The 21,947-nt window shown below is 64.4% G+C and carries 26 protein-coding genes and 1 tRNA gene; 7 read left to right on the top strand and 20 right to left on the bottom strand.

The genetic code is table 11. The features are described from left to right. Nucleotides 1–297: 297 nt before the first annotated feature. Entirely contained in the window at nt 298–921 is a 624-nt protein-coding gene (locus JJ918_RS08650; RefSeq protein WP_291885886.1) for a class I SAM-dependent methyltransferase, read from the bottom strand. A gap of 91 nt (nt 922–1,012) precedes the next feature. On the opposite strand from JJ918_RS08650, the gene JJ918_RS08645 reads away from it, so the two are divergent. Then, nucleotides 1,013–1,909, top strand: a complete 897-nt coding sequence (locus JJ918_RS08645; protein WP_291885884.1) for a LysR family transcriptional regulator — start codon at nt 1,013–1,015, stop codon at nt 1,907–1,909. Between the two features lie 71 nt (nt 1,910–1,980). Here the strand turns inward: JJ918_RS08645 and rpsI are convergent, their stop codons facing one another. Both rpsI and rplM read right to left on the bottom strand, forming a co-directional pair. Beyond that, a complete protein-coding gene (rpsI, locus tag JJ918_RS08640; protein ID WP_367277675.1) occupies nt 1,981–2,478 on the bottom strand; it encodes a 30S ribosomal protein S9 in 498 nt (165 codons plus the stop codon). A 1-nt stretch (nt 2,479) separates the two neighbouring features. Next, on the bottom strand, nt 2,480–2,944 hold the full coding sequence (rplM, locus tag JJ918_RS08635; protein WP_291885882.1) for a 50S ribosomal protein L13: 465 nt from the start codon (nt 2,942–2,944) through the stop codon (nt 2,480–2,482). Between the two features lie 224 nt (nt 2,945–3,168). On the opposite strand from rplM, the gene JJ918_RS08630 reads away from it, so the two are divergent. Both JJ918_RS08630 and JJ918_RS08625 read left to right on the top strand, forming a co-directional pair. Then, on the top strand, nt 3,169–4,584 hold the full coding sequence (locus tag JJ918_RS08630) for an alkaline phosphatase PhoX (protein WP_291885880.1): 1,416 nt from the start codon (nt 3,169–3,171) through the stop codon (nt 4,582–4,584). Continuing rightward, the gene (locus JJ918_RS08625; RefSeq protein ID WP_291885878.1) at nt 4,485–5,609 is read left to right on the top strand and encodes a hypothetical protein; all 1,125 of its coding nucleotides are present in this window, start codon (nt 4,485–4,487) and stop codon (nt 5,607–5,609) included. Before JJ918_RS08630 ends, JJ918_RS08625 begins: the two co-directional genes overlap by 100 nt. Here JJ918_RS08625 and JJ918_RS08620 read toward each other — a convergent pair. Next, complete coding sequence (locus JJ918_RS08620; RefSeq protein ID WP_291885876.1) at nt 5,606–6,631, bottom strand: COX15/CtaA family protein; 1,026 nt, start codon at nt 6,629–6,631, stop codon at nt 5,606–5,608. The two genes, JJ918_RS08625 and JJ918_RS08620, sit on opposite strands and share 4 nt — an antisense overlap. A gap of 164 nt (nt 6,632–6,795) precedes the next feature. On the opposite strand from JJ918_RS08620, the gene JJ918_RS08615 reads away from it, so the two are divergent. The 3 genes from JJ918_RS08615 (at nt 6,796) to JJ918_RS08605 (ending at nt 8,726) form a co-directional block, all read left to right on the top strand. Further along, on the top strand, nt 6,796–8,040 hold the full coding sequence (locus tag JJ918_RS08615; RefSeq protein WP_291885874.1) for an FAD-dependent oxidoreductase: 1,245 nt from the start codon (nt 6,796–6,798) through the stop codon (nt 8,038–8,040). A 69-nt stretch (nt 8,041–8,109) separates the two neighbouring features. Continuing rightward, nucleotides 8,110–8,322, top strand: a complete 213-nt coding sequence (locus JJ918_RS08610; protein WP_291885872.1) for a type II toxin-antitoxin system HicA family toxin — start codon at nt 8,110–8,112, stop codon at nt 8,320–8,322. Between the two features lie 2 nt (nt 8,323–8,324). Further along, a complete protein-coding gene (locus JJ918_RS08605) occupies nt 8,325–8,726 on the top strand; it encodes a type II toxin-antitoxin system HicB family antitoxin (RefSeq protein WP_291885869.1) in 402 nt (133 codons plus the stop codon). Nucleotides 8,727–8,732: 6 nt separating this feature from the next. On the opposite strand, the gene JJ918_RS08600 is transcribed toward JJ918_RS08605, so the two are convergent. The 6 genes from JJ918_RS08600 to JJ918_RS08575 all read right to left on the bottom strand — a co-directional run bounded on the left by JJ918_RS08600 (nt 8,733) and on the right by JJ918_RS08575 (nt 12,466). Beyond that, nucleotides 8,733–8,810, bottom strand: a tRNA-Pro gene (locus JJ918_RS08600). A 107-nt stretch (nt 8,811–8,917) separates the two neighbouring features. Next, complete coding sequence (locus JJ918_RS08595; protein ID WP_291885867.1) at nt 8,918–9,364, bottom strand: MerR family transcriptional regulator; 447 nt, start codon at nt 9,362–9,364, stop codon at nt 8,918–8,920. Nucleotides 9,365–9,400: 36 nt separating this feature from the next. Further along, nucleotides 9,401–9,706, bottom strand: a complete 306-nt coding sequence (locus JJ918_RS08590) for an integration host factor subunit alpha (protein WP_271186676.1) — start codon at nt 9,704–9,706, stop codon at nt 9,401–9,403. A gap of 97 nt (nt 9,707–9,803) precedes the next feature. Continuing rightward, entirely contained in the window at nt 9,804–10,781 is a 978-nt protein-coding gene (locus JJ918_RS08585) for a beta-ketoacyl-ACP synthase III (RefSeq protein ID WP_291885864.1), read from the bottom strand. Beyond that, nucleotides 10,778–11,833, bottom strand: a complete 1,056-nt coding sequence (plsX, locus tag JJ918_RS08580) for a phosphate acyltransferase PlsX (protein WP_291885861.1) — start codon at nt 11,831–11,833, stop codon at nt 10,778–10,780. Before plsX ends, JJ918_RS08585 begins: the two co-directional genes overlap by 4 nt. 96 nt (nt 11,834–11,929) lie before the next feature. Continuing rightward, a complete protein-coding gene (locus JJ918_RS08575; RefSeq protein ID WP_291885858.1) occupies nt 11,930–12,466 on the bottom strand; it encodes a ubiquinol-cytochrome C chaperone family protein in 537 nt (178 codons plus the stop codon). A 118-nt stretch (nt 12,467–12,584) separates the two neighbouring features. On the opposite strand from JJ918_RS08575, the gene JJ918_RS08570 reads away from it, so the two are divergent. Then, the gene (locus JJ918_RS08570) at nt 12,585–13,079 is read left to right on the top strand and encodes an outer membrane protein assembly factor BamE (RefSeq protein ID WP_291885855.1); all 495 of its coding nucleotides are present in this window, start codon (nt 12,585–12,587) and stop codon (nt 13,077–13,079) included. Between the two features lie 109 nt (nt 13,080–13,188). Here JJ918_RS08570 and JJ918_RS08565 read toward each other — a convergent pair whose 3' ends face one another. The 10 genes from JJ918_RS08565 to JJ918_RS08520 all read right to left on the bottom strand — a co-directional run bounded on the left by JJ918_RS08565 (nt 13,189) and on the right by JJ918_RS08520 (nt 21,934). Continuing rightward, nucleotides 13,189–13,977: a hotdog domain-containing protein gene (locus tag JJ918_RS08565; protein WP_291885853.1), complete on the bottom strand. Its 789-nt coding sequence runs from the start codon at nt 13,975–13,977 to the stop codon at nt 13,189–13,191. Between the two features lie 86 nt (nt 13,978–14,063). Further along, on the bottom strand, nt 14,064–15,509 hold the full coding sequence (locus JJ918_RS08560; protein ID WP_291885850.1) for an alpha/beta hydrolase: 1,446 nt from the start codon (nt 15,507–15,509) through the stop codon (nt 14,064–14,066). Between the two features lie 141 nt (nt 15,510–15,650). Then, nucleotides 15,651–16,133: a hypothetical protein gene (locus tag JJ918_RS08555; protein ID WP_291885848.1), complete on the bottom strand. Its 483-nt coding sequence runs from the start codon at nt 16,131–16,133 to the stop codon at nt 15,651–15,653. A 196-nt stretch (nt 16,134–16,329) separates the two neighbouring features. Then, nucleotides 16,330–17,688, bottom strand: a complete 1,359-nt coding sequence (locus JJ918_RS08550) for a pyruvate dehydrogenase complex dihydrolipoamide acetyltransferase (RefSeq protein WP_291885844.1) — start codon at nt 17,686–17,688, stop codon at nt 16,330–16,332. Between the two features lie 22 nt (nt 17,689–17,710). Further along, nucleotides 17,711–18,115: a GFA family protein gene (locus JJ918_RS08545; RefSeq protein WP_291885841.1), complete on the bottom strand. Its 405-nt coding sequence runs from the start codon at nt 18,113–18,115 to the stop codon at nt 17,711–17,713. Next, nucleotides 18,115–18,522, bottom strand: a complete 408-nt coding sequence (locus tag JJ918_RS08540) for a hypothetical protein (protein ID WP_291885838.1) — start codon at nt 18,520–18,522, stop codon at nt 18,115–18,117. Before JJ918_RS08540 ends, JJ918_RS08545 begins: the two co-directional genes overlap by 1 nt. Before the next feature lie 4 nt (nt 18,523–18,526). Further along, nucleotides 18,527–19,939 carry a pyruvate dehydrogenase complex E1 component subunit beta gene (locus JJ918_RS08535; protein WP_291885835.1) on the bottom strand — a complete coding sequence of 471 codons (1,413 nt, stop codon included), beginning with the start codon at nt 19,937–19,939 and terminating at the stop codon, nt 18,527–18,529. A 12-nt stretch (nt 19,940–19,951) separates the two neighbouring features. Beyond that, the gene (locus tag JJ918_RS08530) at nt 19,952–20,401 is read right to left on the bottom strand and encodes a hypothetical protein (protein WP_291885833.1); all 450 of its coding nucleotides are present in this window, start codon (nt 20,399–20,401) and stop codon (nt 19,952–19,954) included. Between the two features lie 8 nt (nt 20,402–20,409). Beyond that, on the bottom strand, nt 20,410–21,531 hold the full coding sequence (locus JJ918_RS08525) for a serine hydrolase (RefSeq protein ID WP_291885829.1): 1,122 nt from the start codon (nt 21,529–21,531) through the stop codon (nt 20,410–20,412). Then, nucleotides 21,524–21,934 carry a hypothetical protein gene (locus JJ918_RS08520; protein WP_271186690.1) on the bottom strand — a complete coding sequence of 137 codons (411 nt, stop codon included), beginning with the start codon at nt 21,932–21,934 and terminating at the stop codon, nt 21,524–21,526. Before JJ918_RS08520 ends, JJ918_RS08525 begins: the two co-directional genes overlap by 8 nt. Nucleotides 21,935–21,947: the final 13 nt, after the last annotated feature.

Raw genomic sequence — 21,947 nt, 5'->3', positions numbered from 1 at the left:
AAGCGGGTGTCAGGGTGACGGTGATGGTTGCGGCGCTCTCACTCTCTCTTCCAACTCTCTCTCTCTCTTCCAACTCTCTCCATTTTTCCCGGACGAAGGCCTGCGCAGGCAGGCCGCAGATCCGGGATCGACCGAAGATCATTTCAAACGATGAGTTTCCCGCAGGTCCCGGCGCTCCGCCCGGCCTTCGCCGGGCATTCGACCGGGAAAAATGGGTGTGGTGTTCAAGGTAAGGAGCGCCCCTCATCCGCCCTGCGGGCACCTTCTCCCCAGACGGGGATAAGGACGTGACGCCCCCTACCCCGGCTTGCGGCAGATCAGGAAGAGGGCCTTGGAGCGTTTGGGCCACCATTCGTACTCAATTGTGAAACCGGCGGCTTCCATGGCTTTGCGAAGACGGCGGGCTGACAGGAATTTTACCTGCGGCGCCAGGCCGAAGAGCTGCATGAGCGGGATGACGGGCACCAGGAACCACAGCCCGTCGGCAATACACACCGTGCTGGTGACGAAGACGCCGCCGGGCTTGAGAAGGCGGAAGGCACGGGCGATTGCGGCGTCGGGATCCTGCATCAGATGGATGATGGACAGGCCGAGGACGGCGTCGAAACTTTCCAGTGCGGCGTCCAGCTCGTCGAAATTCGCGCGCTGGAAGGAGAGGTTCTCCACACCGGCCTCGCGCGCACGTTCGCGGCCGAAATTGAGCATTTCATCTGAAATATCGGTGGCCAGGTAGTGCTTGACGTACGGCGCGTGCAGCACGGCGGTGCCACCCGTGCCGCAACCGAATTCCAGCACCTCGCTGTCGGGGGTGAGATACTCCCGCGTCTTTTCCAGCTTGTGGCTATAGGCTGCCTCGTCGCCGATCGGCGCCTTGAAGTATTTTTTCGCCGTGCGGTCCCAGAAGCGCCGGTTGCGGTCCATCGGTTCAATCCCCTGTCTGTCAGATACCCATGTACCCATACGCAAATCGGATATAAATCTGCAAATCCCTGCAGCTGATATACGAAAAACGATGAACTGGACGAGTATCGCCTTTGACTGGAACCAGGTCCGTGCCTTTCTGGCGACGGTGGAGGAAGGCTCGTTTTCCGCCGCGGCCCGCGCGCTGGGCCAGACCCAGCCAACCCTGTCACGCCAGATCACGGCGCTGGAAGAGGCGTTGGGCGTCACCCTGTTCGAGCGCGGCCCGCGCGGCATGCGGCCGACCGGGGCGGCGTTGGAACTGGTCGAACATGTCCGCGCCATGGGCGAAGCCGCCCAGCGCATCTCGCTGACGGCATCCGGCCAGGCCAACTCCGTGGACGGTTATGTCTCGATCACATCGACCGACCTGGTGGCGACCTATTTTCTGCCAACTGCCCTGGAACGCCTGCGCACGATCGCGCCGAAACTGCAGATCGAGATCATCGCCTCGAACACGGTCCGCGACCTGACCAAGCGCGAAGCGGACATCGCCATCCGGCACGCCCGCCCGGACCAGCCGGACCTGATCGCCCGCCTGCTGGGCGAGACCAGTGCGCATCTTTATGCCGCGCCGGCTTTTCTCGACCGGGTGGGCCGGCCGCAGACGGCGGAGGAGGGCAGCCGGCTCGACTTTGTCGGCTTCGAGCGCGATCCGCGCATGCTGGAATATCTCCGGGAGCTGGGGCTCGACCTCACACCGGAGAGTTTCCGTGTCACCTCGGAAAGCGGACCGGCCTATCTCGCCCTGATCCGCCAGGGTTTCGGCATCGGCGTGGTGACGCGCGACATGATCGGTTTCTATCCCGATCTGGAGCCGGTCTTTCCCGGCCTGCCCCCTATCCCGGTACCGGTCTGGCTGGTCACCCATCGCGAGCTCAATACCAGCCGCAAGATCCGGCTGGTCTACGACACGCTGGCCGAGGAGCTGGGCAAGCTGTGGCGGTGAACCCGCAATAAAAAACGGGCGGCGCCAGCGGCACCGCCCGTTTCTTTGAAATCGGATCGCTCCGAAAACCCTTAGCGCTTCGAGAACTGGAAGCTGCGGCGGGCCTTCTTGCGGCCGTACTTCTTGCGCTCGACCACGCGGCTGTCGCGGGTCAGGAAGCCGTTGGCCTTGAGCACCGGGCGCAGGCCCGGTTCGAACATCGTCAGCGCCTTGGAGATACCGTGACGCACGGCACCGGCCTGACCGGACAGACCGCCGCCGACGACGGTGGCGACAATGTCGAACTCGTCCTTGCGCTCGGCGGTTTCCAGCGGCTGTTGCAGCAGCATGCGCAGAACCGGGCGGGCGAAATACTGTTCCTGGTCCTTGCCGTTCACAGTGATCTTGCCATTGCCGCGCTTGATCCAGACGCGGGCGACCGCGTTCTTGCGCTTGCCGGTCGCGTAGGCGCGGCCGTGTTCGTCGATCTTGGGCTCGGCCGGGACAGACTCTTCAGTCGCGACGGCGCCGGTATCGGCGTCCTTCATGACGTCTTTCAGGTCTTCGAGCGAGCGGGCTTCGTCACTCATATCAGCCTCGCGTATTCTTGGTGTTCATGGACTTGAAGTCGACCACTTCCGGCTGTTGAGCCTCATGCTTGTGGTCGGCACCGGCGTAAACGCGCAGGTTCGAGAACTGCTTGCGGGCCAGCGGGCTGTCTTTCGGCAGCATGCGCAGCACGGCCTTCTCGACGACGCGCTCCGGGAAACGGCCGTCCAGCAGCTTCGCCGGGCTGGTTTCCTTGATGCCGCCCGGGTGGCCGGTGTGCCAGTAGTAACGCTTGTCGTCGCGCTTGCGGCCGGTGAACACGACCTTCTCGGCGTTCACGACGATCACATTGTCGCCCATGTCGACATGCGGGGTGTAGTCCGGACGGTGCTTGCCGCGAAGACGCGTCGCGATGTAGGCAGCCAGACGGCCGACAACGGCGCCTTCTGCATCGATCACGACCCACTTCTTCTCGACATCCGCCGGTTTCACGGAATAGGTCTTCATAACTCTCTCGCCTTTGGCCGGTTGGCCCCGGTTTGAATTCGAGCGCGCCGTTTAGAGGTGAAATACGAACCGGTCAAGCCTCGGCGGAATTCCGCGTTGAATTTTATACACCTGCATATACGGTCAAATAATACCACATATATCGAGTGCGTCATTTTTCCGTCGTGAACCCGTTGTATTGCCTAACTAAATCACACCCTCCCCTGAACGTCCGGAGTTGTTCGATGTCCCTGTCCCGCCGCTATTTCCTGAAATCCGCCACAGCGACCTCCGTCGCCTTCGCCGGACTGCCGGCTCTGGCCGGTTGTGCACGGGCTGACGGGATCACCCAGCCCTGGCTGAACCAGGTCGAGGGCTATGGCGAGCTGGTCGCCGATCCGGCCGGCCTGTTCGACCTGCCCGAAGGCTTTACCTATGAGGTCATCTCGACCGTCGGCGATGCGATGACCGACGGTCTGGTCGCACCGGGCGATTTCGACGGCATGGCCTGTTTTGCCCGTGCGGACGGCAAATGGGTCCTCGTGCGCAATCACGAGCTTAATCCGGACGAGATCGAGAAGTCGGCCTTCGGGCCCGACGCGGCCGGCCTCGATCTGATCGATCGCGACATGGTGCATGACTGGACCGATGACGGCGCACCCCATCTGGGCGGAACCACCCACCTGGTCGTCGATCCGGAAACCCTGGAGGTGACCGAGCAATACATGTCGCTCGCCGGCACCATTAATAACTGTGCAGGCGGGCCGACGCCCTGGGGCAGCTGGATCACCTGCGAGGAGACCGAATGGCAGGCCGGCGGCGATGCCCAGGTCGATCATGGCTATTGTTTTGAAGTGCCTGCGGATGCGACGGGTCTGGTAACCCCGGTGCCGATCACCGGCATGGGCCGTTTCCGTCACGAGGCGATTGCCGTCGATCCGGCCTCGGGCTGCGTCTACGAGACCGAGGATCGCCGCGGCCTGGCCCTGTTCTACCGCTATATCCCGGATGTGCCGGGCGAGCTGGCGCGTGGCGGCCGGCTGCAGGCGCTGGCTGTGCGCGGCCAGCCGGGTCTGGATACGCGCAACTGGACGGGCAACAGCCTGCCGGTCGGTGACTGGCTGGAGGTGGAATGGGTCGATCTCGCCGATGTCGAGAACCCGGACAATGATCTTGCCGAGCGCGGCCATGCCGATGGCGCCGCCATGTTCACTCGCGGGGAAGGCCTGTGGTGGGGCGAGAATGAATGCTATTTCGCCTGTACCGATGGCGGACCGGAACGGATCGGCCAGATCTTCCGCTACCAGCCGAGCCCGTTCGAGGGTACGGACCGCGAATCGGAACAGCCCGGCCGCCTGCAGCTCTTCGTGCAATCGGACGATGCACGCGTGATGGAGAAATGCGACAACGTCTGCGTGGCGCCCTGGGGTGATCTTATCGTCGTGGAAGACGGCGACGAGGATCAGTACATCCGTGGCGTGACGCCCGAGGGCCGCGTGTATACGATCGGCCGGAATGCCGATGCCGACGCGCTCGGCGAGAAAAGCGAGATTTGTGGTCCATGCTTCAGTCCCGACGGTTCGACCCTGTTTTTCAACATTCAGCGCAATCCCGGCCGCACCTTCGCGGTGCGCGGTCCCTGGTCAGAGCGCTCGCTCTAGGCACAAGCCTGCTGGCGCTGGCTGCCTGCGGCCAGACGGGCGAGGATGCGGACGAGACGCCGGATGCGGCGACCGGTCCGGAAACGCTGGAAGTGCTGGTCACGGCGGCGTTCACCGGTGTGGAAGGCGGCGCCAGCGCCCTCGCCTTCCTGCCGGACGGCGACGCCCCCTCGCTCGGCCTGGTGATCTCGGCGCCGCGTGAAGGCGGTCTGGACATCTTCAATCTGGACGGTGAGCTGCAGCGGCGTCATGCCGGTGCGCGCCTGACCGGTCTGGCGACCGCCCCGGACTTCCAGCTGCGCGGGGAAGACCTGCCGCTGGTCTTCGGTGCCTCGCCCGATAATGGCGCCGTGTTCGGCTATGCCATCGTGCGCAACGGCACCCAGGTGCTCGATCTGCCGCTGGCCGAGACCGGTACGGATGGCGGTGTGGCCGGTCTGTGCCTGCTGCGCGAAGGCGCCGGATTTGTCGAACTCGTCGTGCTGGAAACCGGTGCGACCGCGAATGTTTGGCGTGTCCGCGATGCCGGCGGCGACACGCTGTCGGTGGAAGAGATGCGCAGCTTCCCGCTGCCCGCCCCGGCGCGCCAGTGTGCCGTGTTCGACGGCGATATCTATACCGCCAGCCCCGCTGCCGGCGTAACCCGCCTGTCGTCCGAGGGCGCGGTTCTGGCCGAAGCCACTATTCCCGCCTCCGGCATCGCTGTGGGCGAATTTTCCGGTACGCGCCTGCTGCTGGCCACCGACGGGGCCGGCGAGACTGTGCGCAGCTTCGATGCCCGCACGCTGGAAGAGCGCGACGCGATCGATGTGGTCGACGGCCTGTCCACACCGGGCATCGGCCGGCCGGGCGCAATTGCCGTGTCGCCGGCCGATTACGGTTTCACCGCCTATTCCAACGGCATGCTGTCGATCTTCGACCAGGCCGACCAGCGCGTGAAAGTCATCTCCCGCGACGCCTTCTCGCGCGCCGTGATCACCGGCCGCAATCCGGTCGGGACCCAGACTGACAGCGAGGCGGGCTAAGCGGCCCGCCGCGCCGTCCAGGCGGCGCACAGTGTTGCAATGAAGAGCAGGACGGCGCCCAGCTGGTGCGCCAGTGACAGGCCCAGCGGCACGACGGCCAGCAGGGCAGCGATGCCCAGGGCGACCTGGCCGACAACCAGGGCCGGCAGGATCACCATGAAGGGCTTGAGCGACACGCGCGGTTCACGCCAGATCGTCACCGAATAGGCGAAGACCGCTAGTGCCACGAGATAGCCTGTCCAGCGGTGATGCATCTGCACGGCCGCATGGCTCTCGAAAATCGCCGGAAAGAAACTCATTCCGCCCAGATAGCCGTCCGGGATCAGATCGCCATTCATCAGCGGCCAGGTGTTGTAGATGCGGCCCGCATCCAGCCCGGCCACGAAGGCGCCCAGTATGATCTGCAGGAAGACCAGGCCCAGCAAGGCGAAGGACACGCCGGCCAGGGTGCCGCGGCGCAGGGGCGGCGGTCCGAACCGCGCTTCCAGCGACAGCCAGATCGAATAGCCCAGGATGATGAAGGCCATGCCCAGATGCGTGGCGAGCCTGTACTGGCTGACATCCAGCCGGTCGACCAGCCCGCTGGCGACCATCCACCAGCCGATCGCGCCCTGGGCGCCGCCCATGCACAAAAGCAGGAAAAGGCGCGGTTTGAGCCGGGCGCTGAGATGGCCGCGCAGCCAGAAGAAGACAAAGGGCACGGCAAAGACGAGGCCGATCAGGCGGCCCAGCTGGCGATGCCCCCACTCCCACCAGAAAATGAACTCGAACTCCGCCAGCGTCATGGAGGCGTTCTGCTCCTGGAATTCGGTGGTGCGCTGATAGAGGCGGAATTCCTCTTCCCAGTCGGACTGGGTGAGCGGCGGGATGGCGCCGGAGATCGGCTTCCATTCGGTGATCGACAGGCCGCTGTCGGTCAGGCGGGTCGTGCCGCCGACAATGATCATGCCGACAACCATCACGGCGACGATGAGCAGCCAGTTGGAAACGGCGCGACTGGTGGTACTCGTATGGTAGGCCATGGAACCTCCGCTGCGCGGTAACTACCGCAATCGGCGAAGGGGGCAAGGCCCGGGGCGCAGCTTCACGCTTGCGCATCTGAGAATGCACTCGCACATCGAACACTGACGCGCCATTGTGTCGCAGACAGAACCAAAAAGACGAAGCAAGACGGGGGACGAACAGCATGACGGACGCGACGGTCATAATCCTGGGGGCCGGCCAAGCCGGCGGACAGTGCGCCGCGAGCCTGCGGCGGTCCGGTTTCGACGGACGTATCCTGCTCGTTGGCAGCGAACCGCATCCGCCCTATCAGCGCCCGCCCCTGTCCAAGGCCTACCTGGCCGGCGAGATCGGCGAGGACCGGCTCTGGCTGCAACCGCCGGAGGTCTGGGCCGACCAGAAGGTCGACCTGCGCCTGGGCGTTGCTGCGACGGCTATCGACCGGGACGCAAAAACCGTCAGCTTCGACGACGGCTCAACGGAAACCTATACCCGTCTCGTCATCGCCACGGGGTCGCGCGTACGCCCCCTGCCCGTCCCCGGCGCCGATCTGGATGGCGTGCGCTATCTGCGCACCATTGCCGATATCGACGTGCTGAAGGCCGATTTCCAGCCGGGCAAGCGGATCGCGATTGTCGGCGGCGGCTATATCGGTCTGGAAGCGGCCTCGGTGGCGAAGAAGCTGGGTGCGGAACCGGTTGTCATCGAGGCGATGGACCGGCTCCTGGCCCGCGTCGCGGTGCCGGAATTGTCGGCCTTCTATCTGGATGCCCACCGTACGCGCGGTGTGACGGTCGAACTGTCCGCCCAGGTCGAGGCAATCGAGGGCAGTCAGGGCCGCGCCGGCGCCGTGAAGCTGGCCGACGGGCGAGAGGTCGTGTGCAACAGCGTGCTGGTCGGCATCGGCGTCCTGCCCAATCAGGAGCTCGCCTCTGCTGCGGGCCTGACGACCGGTAACGGGATCAGCGTCGACAGCGAATGCCGCACCTCGGATCCGGCGATTTTCGCGATCGGCGATTGTGCCGAACAGGAGAACTGGCTGACCGGTACACGGATCCGGCTGGAATCCGTGCCCAATGCGCTCGACCAGGCCAAGCACGCGGCCGCTTCGATCTGCGGAACACCGGCACCCAAGCCGGAAGTGCCCTGGTTCTGGTCCGACCAGTTCGAGCTGAAACTGCAGACCGCCGGCGTGATCGGCCAGCAGGACACGACGCTGCAGCGCCGCCCGGCCGATCCGGCTGCCGGTCACTTCACCCTCTTCCATCTCAGGGACGGCGTGCTTGTGGCCGCGGACTGCGTCAATGACGCTCACGGCTTCATGGCGGCAAAGATGATGATCGCCCAGCGCGCAAAGCCGGATCCGGACGATCTGATCAATCCGGACGTGCCGATGAAGGATGTGATGAAGGCGGCACTAAACCAATAACCATTGGTTGCGCTTTAGTTGTTTTGCTCGATAATGGCGTATTGACGCAACTCGGGAAGGCGCATATAAATGCGCCGCATTGATGTGCCGGAATTCGAGAAAAACAGCCGCAAGCTGATAGCGCGCCTGCAACGGGACGGGTTTGAGCTCATCGGTGCGCGTGGATCCCATCACAAATTCCGCAAGGGTGCGGTCACGTTGATCATCCCTCACCCCAAGAAGGACCTGCCCATGGGTACAGTTCGCGCCATCTATCGCGAGGCCGGCTGGATCGAGGAGTGAGCATGAAGCATTTCATCGGCATCATTCACCAAGACGGCGATAACGCCTATGGCATCCAGTTTCCGGACGTGCCGGGCTGTTTCTCCGCTGCAGACGATCTCGACGACCTGCCGCGCCTCGCTCGCGAAGCTTTGGCGTTGTGGTTCGAAGACGCGCCGCCCGTGGCGCCGCGGAGCCTGGCAGAACTCCGTCAGGCCCCTGAAGTTCGCGAGGCCATGCGCGATGACGGGTTCTTTCTCGCCATTCCGCTGATTCAGCTGTCCGGGCGTACGGTGAAAGCCAATCTCACCATGGATGCCGGTCTGTTGCAGGCGATCGACGCGACGGCGCGTGCCCGCGGCATGACCCGTTCGGCCTTCCTGGCCGATGCCGCAAGGCGGGAAATCTCTGGATCGGCATCTTGAGAAAAATGGTCGGAGCGGCGAGATTCGAACTCGCGACCCCCGGTCCCCCAGACCGGTGCGCTAACCGGGCTGCGCCACGCTCCGACACTCACTTTTTGGACAGGCGGACCCGTCCGATGGGGAGGCTGGTTATAGGGTGAGGCGAAACCGGCTGCAACCAGCCTGTCAGCGGAAAATGCAATCGGCCCGACCTAGGGCTCGATGGCCGATTTCAGCCTGGCACGCGCGTTTTCAAGATCGGCGATGATGTCATCCAGCTGGCGCTGCGGTCCGTCGGCCGGGCGCGGCGCTGCGGGGGCCTTGTGCACAGGTGTTTCGATATCGGCGGCGTCGACGGCCATCGGGCCGGTCTCCACCACACCGGCCCCGAGATCCATCACGGACGCAACACCATTATCCTTGAGGAATTTGCGGGCGCCCTTGATGGTGAACCCGTCTTCATAGAGCAGCCGCTTGATGCCACGCAGGAGCTGCAGATCCTGCGGCCGGTAGAAGCGGCGCCCGCCGGCCCGCTTGAGCGGACTGATCTGGGGAAACTTGCTCTCCCAGAAGCGCAGGACGTGCGCGGGCACATCCAGCTCCTCGGCGGCTTCGGAGATGGTCCGGAAGGCTTCCGGCGATTTCTTGCTGACCGACATGTGCTACCGCGCCAGCGCCGCCCTGCCCGTTCGGGATCAGTCCTTGGACAGGGAGGAGTCGACGCGCTCCTTCAAGACTTGTGACGGTTTGAATACCAGAACGCGGCGGGCGTCGATCGGGACTTCCACACCGGTCTTGGGATTGCGCCCGACCCGGCCGCGCTTGTCGCGCAACAGGAAGGACCCGAACGAGGAGAGTTTGACGCTCTCGCCCGAGGCCAGCGTATCCGAGATCATGCCGAGTACGGATTGAACGAGATCGGCCGATTCCTGCCGCGACAATCCGACTTCCTGGTACACGGCTTCCGCCAGATCGGCTCGCGTTAAAGTTTTATCCGACATAACCATCCCCACATAGATGAAGACAGGCTACGCCTCCTTGCCCGGTCAGGTCAACGCCAAGGCCTTGGTTCGACGGAATAAACACGACGATTTCGCGCTAGAAGCGCGCCAGGACCGCGCCCCAGGTGAAACCGCCGCCCAGAGCCTCCATCAAAACGAGATCGCCGCGCTTGATCCGGCCGTCCTGCACGGCCCGGTCGAAAGCGAGCGGAACTGAGGCGGCCGAGGTATTGCCGTGATCGGCCACGGTGGAGATCACTTTTTCGGTCGGGATCGACAACTTCCGCGCGACGCCTTCCAGGATCCGTTGATTGGCCTGGTGCGGCACGAACCAGTCGACCTCTTCGATCGACACGCCGGCCCGGCCGGCGATCGTCGTCATCGACTCGGCGATATTGGTGACAGCATGGCGGAAGACCTGGTTGCCGACCATGCGCAGATGGCCGACCGTGCCGGTGGAGGACGGGCCACCATCGACATGGAGCAGGTCCTTGAAGCGGCCGTCCGAGCGCAGATAGGTCGCCAGCACGCCGTCGGTGCCTTCGGCCCCCGCCGGTTTGCCGGCCGTGAGCACCATCGCCCCCGCCCCGTCGCCGAACAGCACGCAGGTCGAACGGTCGGTCCAGTCGAGAATGCGGGACATCGTCTCGGCCCCGACGACCAGCGCCGTTTCCGCCTGACCGCGTGCGATCATGTTGTCGGCGACCGAGAGCGCATAGACGAAGCCGGTACACACCGCCTGCACGTCGAAGGCCGCGCCCTTCGTGGCGCCCAGCCGGGCCTGCAGCATGGTGCCGACCGAGGGAAAGGTGAAATCGGGCGTCGTGGTTGCCACGACGATCAGATCGACATCCTCGGCGGTCAGCCCGGCATCGTCGAGCGCGCGGCGGCAGGCCTGCTCGGCCAGATCGGCCGTCGTCACACCGTCCGGTGCGATATGACGCTGGCGGATGCCCGTGCGTTCGCGGATCCAGCTGTCGCTGGTGTCCACCATGGCGGCGAGGTCGTCATTGGAGAGAATCCGGTCGGGCAGATAGCTCCCGATACCGGCGATACGCGCAAGTCGGTCGGTCATGAGGCCGCAGCGACACCCTGTTCTTCGGATTGGGCGAACTTGTCGAGATTCTTGCGGATCTCGGACATGAAATCACTCTGGGCCATGACATAGGCGAGACCCAGTGCAGAGGCGAATCCCTCGCCATCGGCACCGCCATGGCTCTTCACCACGATGCCCTTGAGGCCCAGCAGCACACCGCCATTGATATAGCGCGGATCCATGCGCTGGCGCAGCCGGTCGAGCGCACCGAGCGAGAGGAGACCGGCGGCAATCTTGCTGATCAGCGAGCTGGTCAGCGCCTCGCGCACCCAGCCGGCGACCAGGCGCGCCGTGCCCTCGGCGGTCTTGAGGGCAATATTGCCCGTGAAGCCGTCCGTCACCACGACGTCAATGCTACCGCCGGAGATATCATTGCCTTCGATGAAGCCCTGATAGGCGATATCGAGACCGGAGGAGCGGATCAGCTGGTCCGCCTCGCGCACGATATCATTCCCCTTGAGTTCTTCCTGGCCGACATTCAGCAGGCCCACTGTGGGCGCTTCGCCGCCAAACACGGCGCGATGATAGGCCTCGCCGAGAATCGCGAATTCCACGAGCTGGGTCGCGCCGCACTGCACATTGGCACCGACGTCGAGCACCACGGTATGGCCTTTCGGCGTCGGCCAGTTGGCCGAGATCGCCGGGCGATGCACGCCCTTCTTCATGCGCAGGATGACCTTGGAGATCGCCATCAGCGCGCCGGTATTGCCGGAGGACACGATGGCGCCGGCCTCCCCGGCCTTCACCGACTGGATGGCATTCCACATCGAGGAGCCGCGCGCCCGGCGCACGGCCTCGGAAGGCTTGTCGGTCATCTGGACGAGCGTGTCGGTGTGCCGCAATTCGCAAACGGCGGCGACCTTGGGGTTCTTGTCCAGCAGAGGTTTGAGCAAGGCTTCATCGCCGTGAAGAAGGTATTTCACCTTGCGGTCCGGCCAGCGTTTGAGCGCATGGCCGATACCCTCGACGACCGCCTGGGGACCCAGATCGCCCCCCATGGCGTCAACGGAAATCGTGGGGATAGCTGTCATGAGCCGCGATATTCAATCCTTCGCAAGGGTGGCGTAGCGCCGGAGCCCGCGGAACTTAGACCATGATTGTCGAGATGCAAGGCGGCAGGCCTGCTGTCACGCCGCGGGAAAGGCCGGGCGCTCACCGGCCACGAGCGGTTCAGCCCCCTGCCCGCGCAGCGCGGTGGCGGCCGAGTTGACGTATAGGGCAAGGCGTTCTGCGCGTGCATCCGGGGTTTCGAGCCCGAGCAGATTGCGGGCGAGAACCTGCTGCAATTCCCGGCCTTCATCCTCTGCTTCCAGTGCCGTCTGGAGGGCCTGGGCACGGCCGTAAAAGCCCTCTGCCATGAAGCGGATCTTCTTGCCGACCGCCGAATCCCCCACGCCGAGCTCACGCATGGCCGCATCGAAATCGTCGAACATGGCATCGAACAGGGCCTGGCTGACGGCCTTGGCCTTCTCGTTCTGCGATGTGCGCAGTTCCAGGATAACCAGGGCTGTGTGCAGCACGACCAGTTCGAAACGCCCTTCCAGCGTGTCGGCCACGCCCGCCTCACCATACAGGGCGGGCTGGCGCGCGGCGTCGACAATGGCGCGATAGAGCGTTTGAGCGGTCTGTTTTTCCGGCTTGGGTGCAAACAGGCGGCGCAGCATGCGATTGCGGGCTCCCATCAATTCGCGCTTGAAGCTAAGCTCACCCTTGGTTAGGTCAAGACACGGCAACAGGGCCGCGATGTGCCTGCCCGTCGTTCGCCAGGGAGTTTTGAAGTCCATGAAGCGTCACCTCAGCCTCGCCCTTCTGGTTGCCGTCAGCGCTGCCGGCGTTTCGGCCTGCAACCCGGTGCTTCGCTCCCACGGCTATCGCTACACGGTGACCGAAGAGCCGAACATCGTTCCGGCCGAGGACACCCGCGACACGGTTCTGGCGCGCCTGGGCAATCCCTCGACCACGGGCACGTTCGAGGAAGACACCTGGTACTACATCTCCTCGACCCGCGAGAGCCTGGCCTATCTGCGCCCGGCAACGCGCGACCGCCGCATCATCGCGGTCAGCTTCGACGAGGCGGGTACGGTCGCCACGGTGAATGAATACTCGCTGCAGGACGGCCGGATCGTCGCCTATGCCGATCGCGAAACACCGACCCGCGGCCGCGAGCTGAGCTTCCTGGAACAGCTGCTGGGCAATGTCGGACGCCTGCCGTCCGAACAGTTCGGCGGCGAGCAGAACCTGCCGGGCGGTGCCGGCGGTCCGCGCCGGGACCAGTAACCCGGCCGGAGCATTTTCAGCAAAAGTGGGAACCGGTTTTGCGGTTCGAAAATGCGACCACTCAAAAATCCGAAGCAAGTTCATCGGCCTCGATGACGATGAAATTGCGCTAGGCTTTCAGGGGCGATGCCGGGGTCGGCTGCCCCTCCCCGTCCAGCGCTACCATGACATAGCTCGCCTCGCCGACGAGACGGCGCTCGCCGCTCATCAGGTCTTCGGCTTCCGCGCGCACCGCGACCTGCATCGAGGTGCGGCCGACCGACACCACATCTGCGATCACGTCCAGCAGCTCGCCCTCTTTCGTGGGGGCGATGAAGTCGATCTTGTCGGAAGCAGCCATGCCGACATTGCAGCGCGTGTGGCGCGAGGCGGCGATATAGGCCGCCTTGCCCATCAGCGACATGGCATTGCCGCCGAACAATTGCCCCAGATGATTGGTGTCGCCCGGAAAGACGAGCTGCAGCGTGCGCGCATAACCCGCCGGGCTGGGCGCGAAATCGGGCCGCGAATCGGGTGCCGGCGGCAGACGCTCGGGATTCGTCTTGGGATCAGCAGCGACCATGGTGAAAGCGCCGCGGGTGCAGATATGACGCACGCCGGTCAGGAGATTCTCCGCCGCCAGTTCGACATCGACGATCATCGAATGCCGCCCCACCATGCGTACCTGGCCGGTCAACTCGACCAGATCGCCCACATAAGCAGGCGCAACGAAATCCAGCTTGTCACAGGACGCCGTCACGAAGGGCCGCCGCGCATGGCGGGCCGCAACGAGGAAGGCGACCTTGTCCATCTCGGCCATGGCCGCACCGCCGAAATAGCTGCCCTGGTGATTGGTCTGGTGCGGAAACACCAGATCGGTATGGCGGATTTCGGCGAGATGGGCGGGCTGGGATGCCATGGGGTCTTCCTCTCCTGTCATCCCGGCCGGATACCCCGCGGCGGCGGGACGGGCAAGCGGAACGCCTGTGCCCGCCCTCGACGGTTTTACGGCATGGAGGCAGGCGTGCAGCGCTCCGCCACCGCATCCCCGTCGATGAAATCCTCCATCGCGTCATAGAGACAGTCCGGTGCGAAATACCAGCTGGCATGAGGTGCCCGTTCGACGGTCACCAGGGTGACACCCGTACCGCCCGCCTCAAGCGCCGCGATATGGTGGCGTGCGCCTTCGAGCGTTGTCTTGGGGTCGAGCGTGCCGTGCACCACCAGGACCGGCGGCATGTCCGCATAGGGGGCGTCGAACCATTCGTCGCGGGCATAGGCGGGCATGGAGGTGCGGGTCTGCAATTGCGTCAGCGGCGAGGTGAACCACAGCTCCGCCTCTTCCGCCGCGACGGCCTCGGCCGTCATGTCCGGCCGGCGATTGGTTTCGGAGACGCCGATCAGGCCTGCCAGCGTGATGGAAAAGGCAGACGCCTCGTAGTCCGATACGGCAGACAGCGCGTCGAAGGCGGGCACGACCTCGCCGGTATAGAAAGCACCCAGCGCCTGCGGCCGGTCGATCGCGATATCGATCATGTCGGGGATCCGGGCGCGGGCCGCGGGGACGTCCAGCATGGTGCCCAGCGTGTGGCGCAGATTGCCGCCGGGCAGGGTCTCGGCGATGTCGGCGCGATGGCCCGCCGCGATATCTGCCAGCAGGCCGGCATAGGCGGCTTCAATGCCGCCCTCGAAACGCCCGTCGCATGCCGGGTCGGCAGCGCAGGCCGCCAGGACGCGGCGGCCGACGAGATCGACGGTATGAGAGCGGTGCGAGAGGTCGTGTTGCGTATCGTCGAGCGCGGGTACGAGGGAATCGAGGATCAACCCGTCTACAGAGGCCTCGTGCAATTGGCCGAAGCGCAGGGCCAGCCCCGTCCCGTAGGACACGGCATAGACCCAGCGCTCACCTTCACCGCCCAGCCGGGCAATCAGCGTGTCGAGATCGTGCGCAGCATGCGTCATGGAAAACTGCATGGTGCGCTCGGACTGCGCCCAGATATCGCCGAAACAGGGCCCGAACTCGCTGCCGGCCAGCGCCGTCCCAGCTTCGCTGCCCAGGGTCTCGCCCGTGCACAGGCGCGCCGAACGGCCGGTGCCGCGATGATCCGGGATCAGGACGTCATAGCCGGGAAAACGCGCCTGAAGATCGGCGATACGGGTGTAGAAGGAGGTACCGGCCTCGCCCGGTCCGCCGGCCAGCATCCAGAACTCGCCGATCCGATCCCCGGTGGCCGGGAATTTGCGTACGAAGAGGTCGATCTGTTCGCCCTCGGGCGCGGCCGGGTTCAGTGCGACACTCTGGACGGTGCAGATACTGCCGGCGAGTTCAGGATGGCCGGCCTCCTGCGGACACGGACCGAAGGCGTCCACCCCGCCGGTTTGCGGCGGCACGGATGCGCACGCGCCCAGCATGGCGGACAGGATGGCACTGGCGGCAACAAGACGTTTCAAACTCAACTCCCGGACTCAAATCGCAAAATCGCGCTTCAAGTCCGGGATGCAAGCGGCGATGCCAGTAGATGCAGTTTGTGTGCAGTCAAAGCATTTTCAGCAAAAGTGGGAACCGGTTTTGCGGTTCGAAAATGCGACCACTCAAAAAGCCAGAACCGCAATCCACACGCCTTCGCCGACACGGTCCGTGCCATTGCGGCGTGAATGCAGGCGCTGCCAAGTGAAGCGGTCGTCGCGCGGTTCGTCCCAGATATCGATCTCGACGATATAGCCCATTCCGTAGGCACCTGAATCCCGGTGCCACTCAATCCCCGGATCGGTGTCGTCATGCAGTTCCAGCGGCGGGTGGTTGCGGGTTTCGTGAGGCTGCCAGCCTTTCGGCCAGCCACCATGGGGGCTCACCTCGATCCGCCAGGCCGGCTGCCAGTGCCAGGCGTTATCCTGCCAGCGGCCGTAGCGCAGGCGGGCAGCGGTCTCTCCGGCGATCTCGACATGCAGCGCCCGTACACCGTCCTCGCTCTGCCAGAGGCCTTCATAGGGCGCCAGGACCGCCAGGTCCGGATGGACGTTGGCCGGTGTCTGCAGGGTGGCGAGGCCCAGAAAGAGGATCGAAACACAGGACATGCGGGCAGTGTGCCTGCTCCGGCCGCACACCGCCCTCCCCGATTCGGGGGAGTTCAGCGCCGCTTTCCCCGGACTCGTTCCGGGGTCTGGTTGAGACCGCAGCCGGAACTCTTTTCAGCGATGGCAGGCCCCGGAACAGGTCCGGGGAAACTAGCTGGAGAGTTCTACGGCGACGATATCCCTGCTTTTGCAGGGATCACATCAGCATCGTCATCGGGTCTTCGACGAAGGTTTTGAAGGCCTGCAGCCATTTCGCGCCGGTGGCGCCGTCGACCACGCGGTGATCGCAGGTCAGCGTCACCGTCATCACCGAGGCAATCGCCAGCGCACCGTCCTTGACGACCGGGCGCTGCTCGCCGGCCCCCACCGACAGGATCATGCCCTGGGGCGGGTTGATGATGGAGGCGAAGCTGTCGATGCCGAACATGCCCAGATTGGAGAGCGAGAACGTGCCGCCCTGGAATTCCTCGGGCTTCAGCTTCTTCTCGCGGGCGCGGGACGCCAGATCCTTCATCTCGCGGGAAATCTCGACCAAGCCTTTGAGATCGGCATCCTTGACTATCGGCGTGATCAGACCGCCCTCGATCGCGACAGCAACCGAGATATCGGCATGCTTGTGCCGGGCGATATGGCCGCCCTCGATCCAGGAGGAATTCGCCGCCGGAACCTTCTTCAGCGCCAGGCCGGACGCCTTGATCAGGATGTCGTTGACGGAGACCTTGTCGCCGTCCTTCTCGGCGGCGGCATTGACCCGCTTGCGGAAGTCCAGCAGCGCGTCGATCCGGCAATCCACATTGAGCGGGAAGTGCGGGATATCGCGGAAGCTCTCGGACAGGCGCTTGGCGGAGATCTTGGTGATATTGTCGGCCTTCTCGACCTCGTAGCGGTCGCGGGCGATGCCATAGGCCTTGAGCGGATCGTCCATATCGACCGGAGCCGAGGCCGGGGCCTCGGCAGCCTTGGACGGCGCGGCCGACGCCCGGGCTTTCTCGACGTCACGCTTGACGATCCGGCCGTAAGGGCCGGAACCCTCGATGGTTTTCAGGTCCAGACCTTTGCCGGCCGCGATGCGGCGCGCCAGCGGGCTGGCCTTGATCCGGTCGCCATCCCGGGACGGCGGCGGCGGTGCCTTGCTCACGGCGGGAACGTCTTCAAGCTTGCGCGGGCTAGCGCTGCTAGAAGATTTTCCGGACTTGTCTTCGGCCTTTTCGCTGGCTTCGCCAGCGCCCCCATTGCTTTCTTTGGCGTCTCCGCCCTTGGCGGAGCCACTTCCCCCATCTTCGGCGGGGGCAGAAAGCGCGCTCTCGTCTTCGCCCTCTTCCAGCAGGATGGCGATGACGGCATTGACCTTCACGCCTTCCGTGCCTTCGGAGACCCGGATCTCGCCGACGACGCCCTCGTCGACGGCTTCCACTTCCATGGTCGCCTTGTCGGTCTCGATCTCGGCAATGACGTCACCGCTCTCGACGGTATCGCCCTTTTTCACATGCCATTTGGCCAGTATGCCCTCTTCCATCGTGGGCGACAGGGCGGGCATCAGGATTTCGATCGCCATGGGTCTTTTCCTCGTTCAGGCTCTAGTGAGCCATGTCCGGATTGATCTTCACAACATTGTCTTCCCAGTTCGCGCCGTCGAATTCCTCGAAGCGGAGCTGGAGATTGGCGTCTGCATCCAGGCAGCGCAGATTGACGGTCCAGCCGTCCGGATGCGAGCGCGGCACATAAAAGGCCTTCACACCGCAGCGCGAGCAGAACATGTGTTTCGCCGTGTGGCTGCCGAACGTATAGGTCGTCAGGCTCTCCGCGCCGCGTTCGATCCGGAAATCATCCTTCTCGACAATGAGATGGATAAAGCCGGACTTGGCGCAGATCGAGCAATTGCAGGACAGCGCAACAACACTGTCCGGCAGGTTCGCCGCAAAGCCGACCTCGCCGCAATGGCATTCACCGTGACGCCAAGATTTCGTGGGGGAGTTGGTCATCAATACACCTGCCGAAACTTCGGCTCATCATGGCCAATGATATGAGTGCAGGCCTCGTTGCTTAAAACAAGCCAGTGTGAGGGCACTTCTTCCTCGACGTTGAAAACGACTTCTGTGCCGCACATCTGCTCGACGAGTGGAGAGTCTGGAACTTTGAAAAATCTCGGAGAAGGCGTCAGCGTCCGCGCGAGACCACCCAGATTGTGCTGCATCCGCTCCTGCCGAAAAACGCCAAACCACATGGGATCTACGAGCAGTTCAAACGCTGCACGACCATTCGGTCCATCATGCACCAAAATGGTCATGGAGAGCTCTCCGAGCAAATATCGGTGCTCCAGGAGCTCCAGCTCACCTTCAGGCAAACCGGTTTCCCAGATCTCGAGCTTTGTCTGAGAGACGTCCAGCAAAACCCTACTCCGCGTAGCAGACAGCCTTCGCCGCCTTCACGATATCTTCCACGCCCGGCAGGGAGAGCTTCTCCAGATTGCCGGCATAGGGCAGCGGCACGTCGGCCTGGTGGACGCGGGCGGGCGGGGCGTCGAGATAGTCGAAGGCCTCGGCGGTGACGACGGCGGCGATCTCCGCGCCGACGCCCATGCGGCCCCAGCCTTCCTCGGCGCAGACGATACGGTTGGTCTTTTTCACCGAATTGACCACGGTCTCGGTGTCCAGCGGACGCAGAGTGCGAAGGTCGATCACCTCGGCGTCGATCCCCTCGTCCGCCAGCTTCTCGGCCGCCTCGAGGGCGAAGCCGACCATGCGGGAATGGGCTGTGATGGTGACGTCCTTGCCGGAGCGGCGGATCTTGGCCTTGCCGATCGGCAGCACCCAGTCATCCGTGTCCGGCACGTCGAAGGTCTCGCCGTAGATCAGCTCGTGTTCCAGGAAGACGACCGGGTTCGGGTCGCGAATGGCGGCCTTCAGCAGGCCCTTGGCGTCGGCCGCGTCATAGGGCGCGATCACCTTGAGGCCGGGCACATTGGCATACCAGGCGGAATAGTCCTGGGAGTGCTGGGCACCGACCCGGCTGGCGGCCGAGTTGGGGCCGCGGAAGACGATGGGACAGCCCATCTGGCCGCCGGACATGTAGAGCGTCTTGGCGGCCGAGTTGATGATCTGATCGATCGCCTGCATGGCGAAGTTGAAGGTCATGAACTCGACGATCGGCTTGAGACCGTTGAAGGCCGCCCCGACACCCAGGCCGGCAAAGCCGTGCTCGGTGATCGGCGTGTCGACCACGCGTTTGGGACCGAATTCAGCCAGCAGGCCACGCGTCACCTTGTAGGCGCCTTCGTATTCGGCGACTTCCTCGCCCATCACGAAGACCGTCTCGTCGCGGCGCATTTCCTCGGCCATGGCGTCACGCAGCGCGTCGCGCACCGTGGTCTCGACCATTTTCGTGCCTTCCGGCAGTTCCGGATCGGACGCATCCGGCGCGGAATGATCGACAAAGACCGGCTCGCCTTCCGGCGCATCCGGTGTTTCGTCCTGCGCCTCGTCCGAACCGTCCTCATCGGACGCACTTGAGGCCGCGGCGCTTTCGCTGCCGGCTTCGGGCGCCTCGATCTCGTCGGGATTCTCGCCCTCTTCGGCCAGCATGGCGATCGGCGAATTGACCTTCACGCCCTCGGTGCCTTCCTCGACCAGAAGCTTGGCGACCACGCCTTCCTCAACAGCTTCGACTTCCATCGTCGCCTTGTCGGTCTCGATCTCGGCAATGACATCGCCGCTCTCGACGCTGTCACCTTCCTTGATCAGCCATTTGGCCAGCGTGCCCTCTTCCATCGTGGGCGAAAGGGCCGGCATGAGAATGGGGATAGGCATGGTATCTTCCGTTCAGTGAGGGCCGAAATTGGATGCGGCAAGCTGTGGGTTCGTGAAACGTGTGGGCGTCCACTTGTCGAAACGCCGGGCGATGCGGGCCTCGGTCGTCTCGGCGGCAAAGTCGGCGGGGGCCTCCTCGATATCGAGGAAGTCCGCCATGCGCAGGCCCACCACATTGATGGTCGAGACGATACGCTCGCCCTCGCCCATCACGGCGGCCACATAAGTGCCGCAGGTCCTGCAGATCAGAAAATCCGCCGTGCGCAGGGCAAAGCGGTAGCGATGGATATCGTCCGGGCTGCAATCGATCTCGATCGCGCCGGCCGGGTCGGAAATGTTCACGGCGCCCTGGCGGCGGCAGAAATCACACTGGCAGGTGCGCACACCCAGCTCGACCGGCGTGCGCTCGCTCTGGAAACGCGCCTTCACCGCCCCGCAATGACAGTGTCCGGAATAGTGCATGATCGCCGCTACTCCCGGTCCGGACAGACGGGCGAACCGCTGTCGATACGGCTGTAGTTCAGCCAGTCGGTGATCGTGCCGACATCGCCGACGACGGGTGCGGCGAGCGGAACGGCGACGCACAGACCGTCCCAGCCATTGGCGGCGTAAATAATGGCGTCGCGCCGGTCGATATCGATGGCGACAAAGGATTTGAAGGCGCCGTTATCGCCCCAGTGGAAGGCAATCCGGCGGCCGTCCTCGCGATAAAGACCCCAGCCGAGCCCCCAATCGATCTCGACGCCTTCGGGCATCTCACCCTCCCGGCCGAACGCGTCCCACGCGACCGGCTGGGTCGGGGTGAACAGGGTCGCGCGCAACCCGGCCTGCTCATCATCGAGCAGCCAGGACACGAACCGCCCATAGTCGAACACGCTGGCGGTCAGCGAGGCGGCGGCATGTCCCTCGGCCGCATCGCGGCGCGCCCGCACCGAACCGTCGCGACTGGCCGCCATCACCGGATCCGCCGCGCCGGCCTCACCGGCCGCATAGTGGGCGTCCGCCATGCCCGCCTCGGCCGCGAGCGGCTCGAGCAGCGCTTCCAGGCTGGCCCGGGTGCGCCGTTCCAGCATCGATTGCAGCAGGCCGTAGGCCTCGCCGGAATAGCGGAAGCGCGAGCCAGGGGTACCGGAGAATTCCAGCGGCCCGCCAGCCTCATCGGCCCAGTTGGGCAGTGTCGTGCCATGCGACAGGATCATGCGCGGCGTTACGCCGGTGAAAGCCTCGGGATCGGCGATCCGGGGAAAGTCCCGCGCCGGTCCGAGCGGTTCATCCAGATCGTAGACGCCCTCCCGGGCCAACTCGGCGGCAATCGCCGCAAAGACCGGCTTGGACAGGGAGGCGAACTCGAAAACGGTGCGATGGGTGACAGGCGCGCTGTCCGCCTCGATACCCGTCAGGCCGAAACCCTCCGCCCAGACAAGCTCGCCATTGCGGATCACAGCCACGGCCATGCCCGGGGCGTCAAGACGCTCCAGATAGCCCGGAACGGCCTCCCCGATCGTCTCGACGGCCGGTGCGGAATTGTCCGAGCAACCGCTCGCGGCCAGCATGGCGACGCTTGTGATGAGAAGGCCGAGCCGGTTAGCCATTGGCCGCCTCCGGCTTGTAGCGCAGCGCGTGCTCTCGCATCCGCGTGGCGAATTCCAGCAGCGTGTTCATCGGCCGGATCAGCACCTCGATCCGGTTCATGTGACCGGCATCGTCGAGCGAGATCTTGTCGATGCCCACCAGACCCTTGCCGTCCACCGTGCCGGTGAATTCCAGGATGATCTCGTTGCCGTCCACCCATTGCTGGCGGTAGGCAAAACCCTCGATCGTGGTGATCACGCCCATCAGGATGTGCAGCAGATAGTGCGTGTCGGCCGACGGTTTCCAGACGACCGGCGAATGCAACTCGCAGCCCTCCGCGATGATCGACGCGAGCAGCGTCTCGTCGCGGGTTTCAACGGCGCGGTGCCAAGTATCGAGAAAGTGCTTCACTTGCGGTGTCATTGGATTTCTTTCT

The sequence above is a fragment of the Maricaulis sp. genome (assembly GCF_017642925.1).
In the GTDB taxonomy this organism is placed as follows: Bacteria; Pseudomonadota; Alphaproteobacteria; order Caulobacterales; family Maricaulaceae; genus Maricaulis.
This window is presented reverse-complemented; position numbering and strand designations above follow the sequence as displayed.

What these genes read in the sequence shown, in the direction of transcription:
- JJ918_RS08585 (WP_291885864.1), bottom strand. Translation starts at nt 10,781, where the DNA reads ATGACCGACCGACTTGCGCGTATCGCCGGTATCGGGAGCTATCTGCCC.
- JJ918_RS08545 (WP_291885841.1), bottom strand. Translation starts at nt 18,115, where the DNA reads ATGACCAACTCCCCCACGAAATCTTGGCGTCACGGTGAATGCCATTGC.
- JJ918_RS08530 (WP_291885833.1), bottom strand. Translation starts at nt 20,401, where the DNA reads ATGCACTATTCCGGACACTGTCATTGCGGGGCGGTGAAGGCGCGTTTC.
- JJ918_RS08605 (WP_291885869.1), top strand. Translation starts at nt 8,325, where the DNA reads ATGAAGCATTTCATCGGCATCATTCACCAAGACGGCGATAACGCCTAT.
- JJ918_RS08590 (WP_271186676.1), bottom strand. Translation starts at nt 9,706, where the DNA reads ATGTCGGATAAAACTTTAACGCGAGCCGATCTGGCGGAAGCCGTGTAC.
- JJ918_RS08625 (WP_291885878.1), top strand. Translation starts at nt 4,485, where the DNA reads ATGCTTCAGTCCCGACGGTTCGACCCTGTTTTTCAACATTCAGCGCAA.
- JJ918_RS08535 (WP_291885835.1), bottom strand. Translation starts at nt 19,939, where the DNA reads ATGCCTATCCCCATTCTCATGCCGGCCCTTTCGCCCACGATGGAAGAG.
- JJ918_RS08525 (WP_291885829.1), bottom strand. Translation starts at nt 21,531, where the DNA reads ATGGCTAACCGGCTCGGCCTTCTCATCACAAGCGTCGCCATGCTGGCC.
- rplM (WP_291885882.1), bottom strand. Translation starts at nt 2,944, where the DNA reads ATGAAGACCTATTCCGTGAAACCGGCGGATGTCGAGAAGAAGTGGGTC.
- JJ918_RS08620 (WP_291885876.1), bottom strand. Translation starts at nt 6,631, where the DNA reads ATGGCCTACCATACGAGTACCACCAGTCGCGCCGTTTCCAACTGGCTG.
- JJ918_RS08645 (WP_291885884.1), top strand. Translation starts at nt 1,013, where the DNA reads ATGAACTGGACGAGTATCGCCTTTGACTGGAACCAGGTCCGTGCCTTT.
- JJ918_RS08650 (WP_291885886.1), bottom strand. Translation starts at nt 921, where the DNA reads ATGGACCGCAACCGGCGCTTCTGGGACCGCACGGCGAAAAAATACTTC.
- JJ918_RS08550 (WP_291885844.1), bottom strand. Translation starts at nt 17,688, where the DNA reads ATGGCGATCGAAATCCTGATGCCCGCCCTGTCGCCCACGATGGAAGAG.
- JJ918_RS08575 (WP_291885858.1), bottom strand. Translation starts at nt 12,466, where the DNA reads ATGCTGCGCCGCCTGTTTGCACCCAAGCCGGAAAAACAGACCGCTCAA.
- JJ918_RS08615 (WP_291885874.1), top strand. Translation starts at nt 6,796, where the DNA reads ATGACGGACGCGACGGTCATAATCCTGGGGGCCGGCCAAGCCGGCGGA.
- rpsI (WP_367277675.1), bottom strand. Translation starts at nt 2,478, where the DNA reads ATGAGTGACGAAGCCCGCTCGCTCGAAGACCTGAAAGACGTCATGAAG.
- JJ918_RS08595 (WP_291885867.1), bottom strand. Translation starts at nt 9,364, where the DNA reads ATGTCGGTCAGCAAGAAATCGCCGGAAGCCTTCCGGACCATCTCCGAA.
- JJ918_RS08565 (WP_291885853.1), bottom strand. Translation starts at nt 13,977, where the DNA reads ATGGCATCCCAGCCCGCCCATCTCGCCGAAATCCGCCATACCGATCTG.
- JJ918_RS08555 (WP_291885848.1), bottom strand. Translation starts at nt 16,133, where the DNA reads ATGTCCTGTGTTTCGATCCTCTTTCTGGGCCTCGCCACCCTGCAGACA.
- JJ918_RS08630 (WP_291885880.1), top strand. Translation starts at nt 3,169, where the DNA reads ATGTCCCTGTCCCGCCGCTATTTCCTGAAATCCGCCACAGCGACCTCC.
- JJ918_RS08610 (WP_291885872.1), top strand. Translation starts at nt 8,110, where the DNA reads ATGCGCCGCATTGATGTGCCGGAATTCGAGAAAAACAGCCGCAAGCTG.
- plsX (WP_291885861.1), bottom strand. Translation starts at nt 11,833, where the DNA reads ATGACAGCTATCCCCACGATTTCCGTTGACGCCATGGGGGGCGATCTG.
- JJ918_RS08570 (WP_291885855.1), top strand. Translation starts at nt 12,585, where the DNA reads ATGAAGCGTCACCTCAGCCTCGCCCTTCTGGTTGCCGTCAGCGCTGCC.
- JJ918_RS08520 (WP_271186690.1), bottom strand. Translation starts at nt 21,934, where the DNA reads ATGACACCGCAAGTGAAGCACTTTCTCGATACTTGGCACCGCGCCGTT.